Here is a 12497-nt window from a genome sequence, read left to right on the forward strand (position 1 = left end):
TCCCCGGGCGGCCACTGAGGAGTCGTAAGACATGTACGACAGACTTTAAGGACTCCTCCGTGGCAGCTCCCTCCCACCGCCGGTCCCTCCGCAAGCGGCGCCTGTTCGCCGTGTCCGCAGCCGTCCTGGCCGCGGGTGCGGGCGCCGGGGTGTTCGTGCTGAACGCGCACGCCGACGGCGTCGACCTGTACCACCAGACCCTCCCCGCCAAGGACGGCTGGGCCGCCTCCGGCACGGGGACCACCGGCGGCGCGAAGGCCGACTCCGCGCACACCTTCACCGTCTCCACCCGCGCCCAGCTCGTGAAGGCGCTCGGCTCGGCCTCGGACACCACGCCCCGCGTCATCAAGGTCAAGGGCACGATCGACGCCAACACCGACGACAGCGGCAGGAAGCTGACCTGCGCCGACTACGCGGCCGGCACCGGCTACTCGCTGTCTGCCTACCTCAAGGCCTACGACCCGGCCGTCTACGGGCGCTCCAAGCTGCCCTCGGGCACCCAGGAGAAGGCCCGAGCCGCCGCCCAGGACAAGCAGGCGAAGACCATCGTCTTCAAGGTGCCGGCCAACACCACGATCGTGGGCGTGCCCGGCACCGGCGCCGGGATCACCGGCGGCATGCTCCAGATCCAGAACGTGGACAACGTCATCGTCCGCAATCTGGCCTTCTCCGCCACCGAGGACTGCTTCCCGCAGTGGGACCCGACCGACGGCGACGACGGCAACTGGAACAGCAACTACGACTCGGTCACCCTGCGCGGCGCGACCCACGTCTGGGCGGACCACAACACGTTCACCGACGCCCCCCACTTCGACAAGGCGAACCCGAAGTACTTCGGCCGCGAGTACCAGATCCACGACGGGGCCCTGGACATCACCAAGGGCTCCGACCTGGTGACCGTCGAGCGCAACCGGTTCACCGACCACGACAAGACGATGCTGATCGGCTCCAGCGACAAGGACAGCACCGGCAAGCTGCGTGTGACGATTCACCACAACGTGTGGAAGGGAATCGTGCAGCGGGCCCCGCTGGCCCGCCTCGGCCAGATCCACCTCTACAACAACGTGTACGACACGACGGCCGTCGACGGCTACGCGCCCCAGTACAGCATCAACTCCCGCGCGGGGGCCCAGGTCGTCGCGCAGGCCAACTACTGGACGGTGCCGAGCGGCGGCAAGGTCGCCAAGCTGCTCAGCGGCGACGGCACCGGCGCGGTCGCGGGCAGCGGCAACCTGGTCAACGGCACAGTCACCGACCTGGTCGCCGCCTACAACGCAGCGAGCTCCAAGAAGATCAGGACGACCGTGAACTGGACCCCGGCGCTCACCGCGGGCCTTCAGACCTCGGCGGAGAACCTGCCGGCGGAACTGGCGGGCACCACCGGCGCGGGCGTGCTGAAGTAACCCCGCCGTACGCGAAAGGGCGCCGGGCCGCGACGGCCCGGCGCCCTCCTCACGCGGACGGAAGCGGCGGGGTCAGCCCTCCTCGCCGCCGAAGCGCTCCTTGTACGCGGCCAGGTCCTCGTCGGTCAGCTTGGCGAACAGCACCGGCGGGACCGTGAAGGGCGTGCCGGCCGGGACGGCGGCCAGGGCCTTGGCCTCCTCGGCGGAGACCCAGACGGCGGAGTCGTCCGGCAGGGCGAACGCGCCGCGCATCGCCGCCGAGGTGGCCGGGATCAGCGGCTCGGAGACCACCGCGTACAGGTGGATCAGGTTCATCGCCGTACGCAGGGTGAGGGCCGCGCCCTCCTTGTCCGTCTTGATCTCCAGCCAGGGGGCCTTCTCCTCCAGGTAGGAGTTGCCGGCCGACCACAGGGCGCGCAGCGCGGCGGCGGCCTTGCGGAACTGGAGGGCCTCCATCTGCTCCTCGTACTCGGCGAGCAGACGGGCGATCTCCTCGCCGAGCCGCGCCTCCGCCTCACCGGGCTCGCCGCCGGCCGGGACCTCCTCGCCGAACCGCTTCCTGGAGAAGGACAGCACGCGGTTGACGAAGTTGCCGAGGGTGTCGGCCAGGTCCTTGTTCACCGTGGCGGTGAAGTGCTCCCAGGTGAAGGACGAGTCGTCCGACTCGGGAGCGTTGGCGATCAGGAAGTAGCGCCAGTAGTCGGCGGGCAGGATGTCCAGGGCCTGGTCGGTGAAGACGCCCCGCTTCTGCGAGGTGGAGAACTTGCCGCCGTAGTACGTCAGCCAGTTGAACGCCTTGACGTAGTCGACCTTCTTCCACGGCTCGCGCACGCCCAGCTCGGTGGCCGGGAACATCACCGTGTGGAAGGGGACGTTGTCCTTGGCCATGAACTCGGTGTAGCGGACGGTGTCGTCGGCCTCGTACCACCACGCCTTCCAGTCCCGGTTCTCCGGGTCCTGGTCGGCCCACTCCTTCGTCGCGCCGATGTACTCGATCGGGGCGTCGAACCAGACGTAGAAGACCTTGCCCTCGGCCGCCAGCTCCGGCCAGGTGTCCGCCGGGACCGGGACGCCCCAGTCCAGGTCGCGGGTGATCGCGCGGTCGTGCAGGCCCTCGGTCAGCCACTTGTGGGCGATGGAGGAGGCGAGCTGCGGCCAGTCCTTGTCGTGCCGGGCGACCCACTCGCGGACCTCGTTCTCCAGCTTGGACTGGAGCAGGAAGAGGTGCTTGGTCTCGCGGACCTCCAGCTCCGTGGAGCCGGAGATCGCCGAGCGCGGGTCGATCAGGTCGGTCGGGTCCAGCACGCGGGTGCAGTTCTCGCACTGGTCGCCGCGGGCCTTGTCGTAGCCGCAGTGCGGGCAGGTGCCCTCGACATAGCGGTCCGGCAGGAAGCGGCCGTCGGCCGGGCTGTAGACCTGGCGGATCGCCCGCTCCTCGATGAAGCCGTTCTCGTTCAGCTTGCGGGCGAAGTGCTGGGTGATCTCGACGTTCTGCCGGCTGGAGCTGCGGCCGAAGTAGTCGAAGGCGAGCGCGAAGCCGTCGTAGACCGCCTTCTGCGCGTCGTGCGCGCGGGCGCAGAACTCCGCCACGGGCAGGCCCTGCTCCTTGGCGGCCAGCTCGGCGGGGGTGCCGTGCTCGTCGGTCGCGCAGATGTAGAGGACCTCGTGGCCCCGCTGGCGCAGATACCGGGAGTACACGTCCGCCGGGAGCATGGACCCCACCATGTTGCCCAGGTGCTTGATCCCGTTGATGTACGGAAGGGCGCTGGTGATGAGGTGTCGAGCCATCGTGGCTGCTCCCAGGTCGCTGCTTTTCTGCGGTTTCGAACCTTCAAATCGTAGCCGACACGGGTGGGCCGCCCGCTTCCCGTTTCGCGGACCGGGAAGGGGCGGCCAGGGCACTACGGTGCGTCACGGACGCCAGTCGGCGAGGACGCCCTCGTACAGCTCGGTGTCCGTCAGCTCGCGGGGGGCGGGGCCGGCGTGGAAGAAGGACGCGTTGGGGGTCTTCAGCTTGCGGAGGTAGTCGAAGGCCTTGTTGTCGTGATCACCGAAGGCGACGAAGGAGAAGAAGACGCCCGGGTGGGTCTGCGCGGCCTCGGTGAGGGCCTGGGTGGCGGGGGTCTTGGCGTCGGGGGCGCCGTCGGTCTGGAAGACGACGAGGGCGGGGACCGTGTCGCTGTTGACGTGCGTGTCGTAGTGGCCGAGTACGGCGGTCACGGCGGCGTGGTAGCTGGTGCGGCCCATGCGGCCGAGGCCGGCGTGCACGTCGTCGATCTTCGTGTCGTGGCCGGGGGCGAGGGTGAGGTCGGTGGTGCCGTCGACCTCCGTGGAGAAGAAGACGACGTGGACCGCGGGGTCGGCGTCGAGGTGGGCGGCGAGGGCGAGGGCCTGGTCGGCGAGGGCCTGGGCGGAACCGTCCTTGTAGTACGGGCGCATGCTCGCGGAGCGGTCCAGCACGAGGTAGAGCTTCGCTCGGGTGCCGGTGAGGTCCTTCTTCCTGAGGGTGGCTGTGGCGGCCTTGTAGGCGGCGGCGAGGGAGGGGGTGCGGGTCTTGACCTTGGCGAGGGGGGTGGCGGGTTTGGGCTTCGGGACCGCCTCGGCTTCGCCTTCGGCGTCCGTGTTCCCACCCGCACCACCCGTGCGGGCTTCGTCGTCGGGTGCGGGTGGCCCCTGAGGTGCGGTCTCGCCGTCGGCGGCCTGCGGGTCGGTGCCCGACGGTGCCTCGGCTACGCCTTCGGTGGGGGTGTTCCCGTCCGCACCACCCGCGCGGGCTTCGTCGTCGGGTGCGGGTGTCCCCTGAGGTGCGGTCTCGTCGTCGGTGGCCTGCGGGTCGGTGCCCGACGGTGCCTCGGCTTCGCCTTCGGTGGGGGTGTTCCCGTCCGTACTGTCCGTGTGGGTTTCGTGGTCGGGTGCGGGTGGTTCGTGTGGGGTGGTGTCGTCGTCGGTGGCCTGCGGGTGGTTGTCCGCGGGTGCTTCGGCTTGGGCTTCGGTGGGGGTGTTCCCGCTCGCGCTGCCTGTGCGGGTCTCGTCGTCGGGTGCCGGTGGCTTCTGTGAGGCCTCCTCGCCGACGGCGGCCTGCGGGGCTGTCTGGGTGGGCGGCTCGGGCTCGGGCTCCGCTGCCGCCTCCGGCTCCGGTTCCGGTTCGGCTGTCGGCTTCGGCGGTGCGTCCGGCTCCGGGACGGCTTCCGTCGCCGCTTCCGGTTCCGGTTCCGGGGTCGTTGCCGTCGGCTCTGTCGGCTCTGTCGGCTCCGGAGGGGTCTGGTGGGGGATCTTGACGTGGTCGAAGGCCGCTGTCACCAGGTCGTGGTCCTCGGTGGGGGACTGGCGGGGTTCGGGGACGGGGGGCTGCTCGGGAGTCTCGGGGGCACCCTCCGGCTCGGTGGCTCGTGGCTTGCGTGAGCGGCCGAACGCGTTCCGCAGGAGAGTGAGAATGCCCATGTGCGCACCCCTTCGCGTGAGTTGTAGCCCGTGATCGCTGGCCAGGACGGACACGTAAGGTTAGCGGCCCGAGGATGCCGGACCGGTCAACGCGGCGACGTGATCGAGCGGGCCGCCGCCACCTCCTGGCGCAACGGCTCCAGCACGCTGTCCGCGGGCCCGGTGAGGTCGGTGCGTACGGCGGTCAGGGTCCGCGCCCGCCGTACGCCTTCGGCCAGCTCCCGCAGTTGCAGGGTCACCTGCGCGATCTCCGCCGCCGACGGGGGTGCCGCGCCGTGCTTGACGCGGACCCGGGCCGCCGTCGTGGCGTCGACGATGCGCTCGACCGCCACGACGAGCGGCCACCACGCGGCGGCCCGCCGGCCGGTCGGCGGTGGTTCGGTCAGGGCCCGCTGGAACTCCGTGCGGATGACGGACAGGTCCCGGTACAGCCGGCGGCGCATCCGGGCCCGCGCGGCCGGGTCGGTGCCGGGGCCGAACGCCCGCTCGACGTAGAGCGCAGTGTCGGCCACCGCGCCGGCCAGCCGGTCGCCCACCCGGGTGTGCCAGCTCTCCGGCCAGCACAGGTAGCCGGCGGTCAGGGCGATCGCGCAGCCGATCAGCGAGTCGTTCAGCCGGGGCAGCAGCAGGGCCGTGCCCTGGCGGTTGAGGACGTCGGACAGCAGGAGGATGACCGGGGTGATGGCCGCGGTCTGGTAGCCGTACCCCCGCGGGGTCAGCGCCGGGATCAGGGGCGCGAGGAGGAACATCACCGGGACGTCCCACCAGCCCAGGGGGACCTCGGCGAGGACCACCGCCGCCACCACCAGGCCGGCCACCGTGCCCACGGCCCGCATGAGGGCGCGGGAGAACACCGAGCCGAAGTCCGGCTTGAGGACGAAGGTGACGGTCAGCGCGACCCAGTAGGAGCGCGGTACGGGGACGAGTGACACCAGCGCCTGGGCCAGGCCGATGCAGAGGGCCAGCCGGACGCCGTAGCGCCAGGAGCCGGCGGACAGCACGACGTTGCGCGCGGCGCGGGCCGTGCGGATGCCGAGCGTGGCCGGCCGGCCCAGGCGGTCGTCGATGCCCCGCGGGTCCACGTCGGGCGCGGCGACGACCTCGGCGGTGTGGCGCAGGGCGTGGTCCACCGCCCGGGCCGTCTCCGTGGTGGGGACGGGCAGGTCCAGGGGCGGCAGGGGGGCCGTGTCCGTCGCCACCCTGCGGGCGAGGTCGCGGACCGCCGCGGGGATCCGCGGGCACAGCGGCCGGGCCGCCAGGTGGGCGGCGGGGGCCGCCTCGATCACCGGGGTGATCGCGTTCAGCTGGGCCAGCAGCCGGGTCAGGTCGGGGCTGCGGCCGTGGTGGCGGGCGCGCCGGGCCAGGATCAGGTCGTAGGACTCGTTCAGGGACTGGGTGACCGCGCGGCGGGCCTCCTCATAGGCCTCGGCGCGGTCGGTGCCGGCGGTGGCGAGCAGGTCGGCCACCGCGCGGTAGGTGGCGGCGACCGCGGTCCGTTCGGGGACTCCCGCGCGCAGCGGCCAGGACAGCAGGGCGAGGAGCAGGACCAGCAGGCCGCCGCCGGTCATCAGGGCCGGGGCCAGCCACCAGGGGGACGGCAGCGGCAGGCCCGCGCCGACCACGCAGTTCAGGAGCAGCAGCAGACCGGACACCGAGGCCACCGCGCCGATCGTGGAGATCATGCCGGAGACCAGCGCGACGCCGGTGACCGCGGCGACCGCGTACCAGCCGTGCCCGTACGCCAGGGTGCCCAGGGTCACGCCGGCCGCGCCGAGGAGCTGGGGGACGGCGATGTTGAGGACCCGCATCCGGTAGGCGTCGGCGGTGTCGCCGATGACGCCGGACAGGGCGCCCATGGAGGCGAGGGCTCCGTAGGCCGGGCGGTCCGCGGCGAGGCCGGCGGCCAGCGGGAGGGCCAGGGCGATGGCCGCGCGGAGCACGGCGGCCCGGTTGACCGGCGCCTGCTGGGGTCTGAGGTTCCGCATCAGCCAGTCGGGAGGGGTCAGGCCGATGGGGAACTCTCGGGGCATGCGCCCATTATGGGGGAGTGGTGAATTTCGGTGCGTTTGCCGTCGGGCGGGCTACGCGTTCTCGTCCAGCCTGGTCAGGAACGCGGCGAGGTGGCGGTTGAACTCCTCGGGGCGTTCCAGGTTGGGCAGGTGGGCGGCGCCCTCGATGACGTGCAGGGCCGAGTCGGGCAGGGCCGCGTGCATCTCCTCGGCGTCGGTGACGGGGGTGTAGGTGTCGTCGGCGCCGACCAGGACCAGGGCAGGCACGGCGACCCTGGTCAACAGCGCGCGGTAGTCGGGGCGTTCGGCCCGGCCGCGCAGGGACGCCGCGGCGCCCTCGGGCGGGGTGGCGGTCATCATGCGGTGTACGTGCGCCTTGACCTCGGGGTCGGCGTAGGGGGCGACCATCTTCTCCAGCACCTCGTCGGCGTAGCCCCGCATGCCCTCGGCCAGCAGCCGGTCGGCCATGGCGTTGCGGCCCCGTTTGCCCTCGGGGGTCTCGGCGGCGGGGAAGGTGTCGGCGAGGACCAGGCCGCGGATCCGGTCGCCGAAGCGGTCGTGACAGTCCATGACGATCTGGCCGCCCATGGACAGGCCGGCCAGGGCGAAGGAGTCCACGGCCAGGTGGTCCAGCAGCTCGGCGATGTCCTCGGCGTGGCGGGCGAGCGGGACCGTGCCGGGGGTCACGGGGGAGGCGCCGTAGCCGCGCAGATCGGGGGCGATCACCCGGCGGCCGGCGGAGAACCCGGCCAGCTGCGGGTCCCACATCGTGCGGTCGAAGGGGTGGCCGTGGACGAGAACGAGGGGAACCCGGGAGGAGTTTTCGGGGCCTTTGTCGGTGTATGCGAGGAAGGGGGGCATGGGCATGACCCTAGGTGCGGCCTTCTGCTCGGCGCAATAAAATCTTTGCCCTCGGTGCAATCCAACGCGCCGGGGACGAGGGGGACTTGTGGACGACTACCGGCGCATCGCCGACCGGATCGCGGCCGACATCACCGGCGGACGGCTCCGCCCGGGGCAACGGCTGCCACCGCAGCGGGCGTTCGCCCGGCGCCGGGGCATCGCGCCGTCCACGGCGGGGCGGGTGTACGCCGAACTGGTGCGCCGGGGACTGGTGGTGGGCGAGGTCGGGCGCGGTACGTTCGTCCGGGCCACCGCGCCGGACGGACAGCCGGGGCTCGCCCTCACCGAGGCGGCCGGTGCCCCGCTGGTGAACCTGGAGCTGAACTACCCCACCGCGCCCGGCCAGGCGGAGCTGCTGGCCCCCGCCCTCACCACCCTGCTGCGGCCGGACGCGCTCGGCCAGGCGCTGCGGCCGGCCGCCGCCACGGGCACCCCGGCGGCCCGGGAGGCGGTCGCCGCCCTGCTGGCCCAGGGCGGGCTGCGGGCCGGTCCGGAACGGATCGTGTTCACCGGCAACGCCCGCCAGGCCATCGCCGCCGCCCTCGCCTCGCTGGCCCGGCCGGGCGGCCGGGTCGGGGTGGAGCCGCTGACGTATCCGCTGGTCAAGGAGATCGCGGCGCGCCTCGGGCTGGTCCTCGTGCCGCTCGCCACGGATGCCGAGGGGCCCCTGCCCGAGTCGGTGGCCGACGCCCACCGCGGCGCGCCGCTGTCCGCCCTCTACCTCCAGCCCGCCCTGCACAACCCGACCTCGCTGACCGTGGGCGCCGAACGGCTGCGGCGGCTCGCCGACTGTGTCCACAGGCTGGGGATACCGGTGGTCGAGGACCGGATCTGGGCCTTCCTCCAGCCGGGCGGCACACCCCCGCTCGCCGCGCTCGCGCCCGGCCTGGTGCACCTGGTGGACAGCCTGTCCAAGCGGATCGCGCCCGGGCTCACCGCCGGTTTCGTCGTCGCGCCCGAAGGCCGCGCCGACGCGGTGGCGCGGGCCGTCCGGTCCGGGGGGTGGAGCGCGGGCGGCTTCGCGCTGGAGGCGGTGGTGCGCTGGCTCGGCGACGGCACGGTGGACCGGCTGGTGGCCGCCAAACGGCAGGACGCCCGGCGCCGCCAGCGGCTGCTCGCCGAGAGGCTGGCCGGGTTCGCCGTACGCTCCGACCCGGCCGCGTACTTCGCCTGGTGGGAGCTGCCGGCGCCGTGGCGGGCGGACACCTTCACGGCCGCCGCGCTGGACCGGGGGATCGCCGTCACCCCGGGTACGGCGTTCGCCGTCGGTTCCGGCCGGGCTCCGGACGCGGTCAGGATCGGCCTCGGTTCGGCACCGCAGCGGGATTTGTCCCGGGCCCTGGCGGCCCTCGCCGATTTGGCTCGGGAGGGTGGAGCCGTGACCGGGGGGTGAGGGGGCGTTCCAGTGGTGGGCGGACACCTTCACGGCCGCCGCGCTGGACCGGGGGATCGCCGTCACCCCGGGTACGGCGTTCGCCGTCGGTTCCGGCCGGGCTCCGGACGCGGTCAGGATCGGTCTCGGTTCGGCACCGCAGCGGGATTTGTCCCGGGCCCTGGCGGCCCTCGCCGATTTGGCTCGGGAGGGTGGAGCCGTGACCGGGGGGTGAGGGGGCGATCCGTGGCGGGCGTGCGGGGCCGGGGGAGCGTGGTCGCCGGGGTCAGGCCTGGGCTCGGGTCGGTGCCGGGGCGGGCGGGGGAGCCGGTGCCGGGGACGGTCGCCGCTGTCGCGCGGGGCGGGGCAGGCGGAGCCGGCGGGTGAGCCAGACGGTGAGGGCGACGGCGAGGCCGAGGCCGAGCAGCAGCCAGGCGGCCGAGCGCAGCGAGCCGGTCAGGGCGTCGTAGACCGCGCCCGCCGCGCCGTGCGACGCGTCGGCGGGCAGATCGGCCAGGGTCAGCGCGCGCCCCACGCGCAGCGCGAGCATCAGCAGCGCGCCGCCGAGGGCCGTGCCCAGCGCGGTCGCGGCCACCGCCCGGCGACGGCGCACGGCGAGCGCGACCCCGCCGGCGGCGAACGCCACGGACGCGGCCGGGAGCCAGGTACCGGCGACTTCGAGCACGTGGAACCCCTTCCGGAGCGCGGCCAGCCGGCCCGCCGGGAGCACGGCGACCGCGGTGTGTTCCACCGGGATGCGCGCGGCGAGGGGCACGTGGTCGCGGGCGAGCTGACGTTTGACCTGGGCGGTGACGGGGGCCAGGTCGACGGTGACGGCGCGTTCGTCCCGCTCCCGCAGGGCCCGCAGCACGGCGTCATGGGTGATCCGGTTGCCGGTGTCCCAGGCCAGCCGGAACGCCCGGGTCTGGGTGAAGGAGCGCACCGCGTCGCGGACGAACGGGCGCACCGTGCCGGGCGCCGGGCGGACGTCCAGGCGCTGGTCCACGGCGCGCAGGAGGCCGTCGCCGACGGTGTCCGCGACGGCCTCCCGCACGGCCGGGTCGGCGGCGAGCGGCGCCATGGCGGTGACGTACCGGCCCGTGTCGGCCAGCCCGTACGCCGCCCAGGCCGCCAGCGCGCCGAACGGGACGAGGAGGCAGGACAGGCTGATCAGTACGGCCGACAGGGCGCTCCTGAGGCGTCGTGAGGGCACATGCCCAGGCAAGTCCCCCCGGCTCCCGGGCGCGACCGGGAGCACTGCGTCCGGGCGGCGGAAGCACCCGTGCGGCGCAAGGGCGGGCCCGGGCCGCGGAGCGGCTCTCCGGTGGAGGGATCACCCGGACGGGTGTTTGCTGGTGCTGGGTGGTTCCGGCGCGGCCGGCTTCTCATGGGTCGTGGAGCCGGACCGGAGCCGGGCCCCCGCTCGGGTGGGGCGCAGGGGCGTGCGGGGAAACGCGTGGGTCCCGGCGGCCGGCCGGGACCCACGCCGTGCGCCGGGGCACGCGCTCAGCGGATCCGGCGCCCGAAGGCGTCCTCCCGCGTGTAGTAGCGGTAGAAGAACGCCATGAACGTGGCCGCCGCGACCAGCAGGGCGATCAGCACGCTGCGCAGCACCGGCCTGCCGGACTGGGCGTACAGGAAGCCGAACGCACAGCCCACGAAGGCCGTCCACAGCAGCGCGTGCACCTCCCTCGGCAGCCGGGGCGCCAGCGCCAGCAGCGCCGCGCACAGCACCGCGAACACCAGCGCGCTGACGAAGCCGAGCAGCAGGTTCCAGCCGGTGATCGGGCCGCCGGAGCGGTCGTTGGCCGCCGCCCAGTAGCCGTAGACGAGGCCCAGAACGACCGGTACGGCGATCCGGGCCGTCCGGTGGGCGCGGGCGTCGAAGACGTCGGGCGGACGGGCGGGGACATCGCTCGCCCGGCCCTCCACCTCGGGCGTGCGGCCGGGCCGGGACATGCCGCCGGGCGCGGGTGCCGCTTGAGCCATGAGAGCACTCCTCTCTCTCCTCGCCCCCGATCTGCCTCCGCTACCAGGGCACACCGGGGCAGGTGGCCCGGCAACTCGGCCGGGAGGGTGCCCGGTGCCCGGATGCGTGCGGGGGTGCCCCGTGCTTCGCTGAGGACATGGAGGGCTGCCGGCCGTGACGTGGATGGAGTACGGGCGGCGACCGCTGCTGCGGGTGCGCGGGCGCAGCGTCGCCTGGCTGCCCCCGCTGCTGCTCCTCACCGGCGTCGTCCTGCTGGACTTCGCCACCGGGGAGAGGCTGCGGATGATCTCCTGGATCGTCCTGGTGCCGGGCATCTCCTCGGCGGTCTGCGGGGTGTGGACGACGGCCGTGTACGGACTGCTGGCGGTGGCCACGTACGTCCTCGTGGACAGCGCCTGGCCCGAGCAGTACCAGGCCGGGCTCGGCGACTTCATCCTGGTCGCCGTCGGCGGCGTCCTGGCCACCCTCGCCGCCGCCGTGCGCGTGCGCCGGGAACGGCAGGTCGTGCACATCCGGGACATCGCCGACACCACCCGGCGCACCGTGCTGCGCCCGCTGCCGCCCGACTGGGCCGGGCTGGAGCAGGCGGGGGTGTACCTGGCGGCCGATGTCGAGGCCCGGGTCGGCGGGGACTTCTACGACATCCAGCCCAGCCCGCACGGCACCCGTGTCCTGGTCGGCGACGTGCAGGGCAAGGGACTCGGCGCGGTGGAGGCCGCCGCCGCGCTGCTCGGCACGTTCCGCGAGGCCGGGTACCACGAGAAGGATCTCGTGACCGTCGCCGAGCGGCTGGAGATCCGGATGCTGCGGCACCGCTCCCACACCGCCGCGCTCGGCGCCGCCGACGGCGACCGGTTCGCCACGGCCGCCCTGATCGCCTTCCCGGCGGACACGCCGGAGACCCTCGAGCTCGTCAACTTCGGTCACGAACCTCCGCTGCTCGTCGGCCCGCGCGGCGTGCGCGAACTGCCCAGCGGCGAGGGGATGCCGCTGGGCTGCGCCGATCTCGCGGAGGGCCGGATGCCGCCCGTGCGCCGGGTGCCGGTGGCGCCGGACGAGACGCTGCTGCTGGTCACCGACGGGGTGACCGAGGCCCGCGACGGGCCCGGCGCGTTCTACGACCTGGTCCGCGAGATCGCCTGCGCGGTCCGCGCCGACCCGGGCCGGGCCGCCCCGCACCGGCTGGTGCGCCGGGTCCGCGACGGCGTGCTGCGGCACACCGGGGGCCGGCTGGCGGATGACACCACGATCTTCGCCGTGCGCCGGCTGCCGGGCGGCGGGGGCCCGCCGGGAGAAGACCTCGAACAGGGACGTTTGCGGTACTGAGGCCCCGGTGCGCGGCGCCAGCGGTTACGGTGCTGGCTGAAGACCGGATCCAG

At 73.8% G+C, this 12497-nt stretch carries 9 protein-coding genes and 1 pseudogene; 4 read left to right on the forward strand and 6 right to left on the reverse strand.

The annotated features are described in order from the left end of the window. The first annotated feature begins 59 nt into the window (after window positions 1–59). Window positions 60–1403, forward strand: coding sequence for a polysaccharide lyase family 1 protein (locus AB0E62_RS04190; RefSeq protein WP_362187729.1), 1344 nt, complete (start codon window positions 60–62; stop codon window positions 1401–1403). 72 nt (window positions 1404–1475) lie between these two features. Here AB0E62_RS04190 and metG read toward each other — a convergent pair whose 3' ends face one another. The 4 genes from metG to AB0E62_RS04210 form a co-directional block, all read right to left on the reverse strand. Further along, a complete protein-coding gene (metG, locus tag AB0E62_RS04195; protein ID WP_362187732.1) occupies window positions 1476–3191 on the reverse strand; it encodes a methionine--tRNA ligase in 1716 nt (571 codons plus the stop codon). A gap of 123 nt (window positions 3192–3314) precedes the next feature. Next, entirely contained in the window at window positions 3315–4844 is a 1530-nt protein-coding gene (locus AB0E62_RS04200; RefSeq protein WP_362187735.1) for a VWA domain-containing protein, read from the reverse strand. Window positions 4845–4930: 86 nt separating this feature from the next. Next, window positions 4931–6874 carry an FUSC family protein gene (locus tag AB0E62_RS04205; RefSeq protein ID WP_362187737.1) on the reverse strand — a complete coding sequence of 648 codons (1944 nt, stop codon included), beginning with the start codon at window positions 6872–6874 and terminating at the stop codon, window positions 4931–4933. 51 nt (window positions 6875–6925) lie between these two features. Then, the gene (locus AB0E62_RS04210; RefSeq protein WP_362187740.1) at window positions 6926–7714 is read right to left on the reverse strand and encodes an alpha/beta fold hydrolase; all 789 of its coding nucleotides are present in this window, start codon (window positions 7712–7714) and stop codon (window positions 6926–6928) included. A gap of 88 nt (window positions 7715–7802) precedes the next feature. On the opposite strand from AB0E62_RS04210, the gene AB0E62_RS04215 reads away from it, so the two are divergent. Then, window positions 7803–9149, forward strand: a complete 1347-nt coding sequence (locus AB0E62_RS04215) for a PLP-dependent aminotransferase family protein (protein WP_362187742.1) — start codon at window positions 7803–7805, stop codon at window positions 9147–9149. Window positions 9150–9168: 19 nt separating this feature from the next. Next, window positions 9169–9363: pseudogene (locus AB0E62_RS04220) on the forward strand (PLP-dependent aminotransferase family protein); the annotation flags it as partial. Between the two features lie 51 nt (window positions 9364–9414). Here the strand turns inward: AB0E62_RS04220 and AB0E62_RS04225 are convergent. Then, on the reverse strand, window positions 9415–10341 hold the full coding sequence (locus AB0E62_RS04225) for a hypothetical protein (RefSeq protein WP_362187745.1): 927 nt from the start codon (window positions 10339–10341) through the stop codon (window positions 9415–9417). Between the two features lie 293 nt (window positions 10342–10634). Next, the gene (locus AB0E62_RS04230; protein ID WP_362187748.1) at window positions 10635–11117 is read right to left on the reverse strand and encodes a hypothetical protein; all 483 of its coding nucleotides are present in this window, start codon (window positions 11115–11117) and stop codon (window positions 10635–10637) included. A 163-nt stretch (window positions 11118–11280) separates the two neighbouring features. Between AB0E62_RS04230 and AB0E62_RS04235 the strand changes: the two genes are divergently transcribed. Further along, window positions 11281–12444 (forward strand): PP2C family protein-serine/threonine phosphatase, encoded by a 1164-nt coding sequence (locus AB0E62_RS04235; protein ID WP_362188101.1) that lies wholly within the window; start codon window positions 11281–11283, stop codon window positions 12442–12444. Window positions 12445–12497: the final 53 nt, after the last annotated feature.

The sequence above is a fragment of the Streptomyces sp. NPDC038707 genome, assembly GCF_040636485.1.
Classification (GTDB): Bacteria; Actinomycetota; Actinomycetes; order Streptomycetales; family Streptomycetaceae; genus Streptomyces.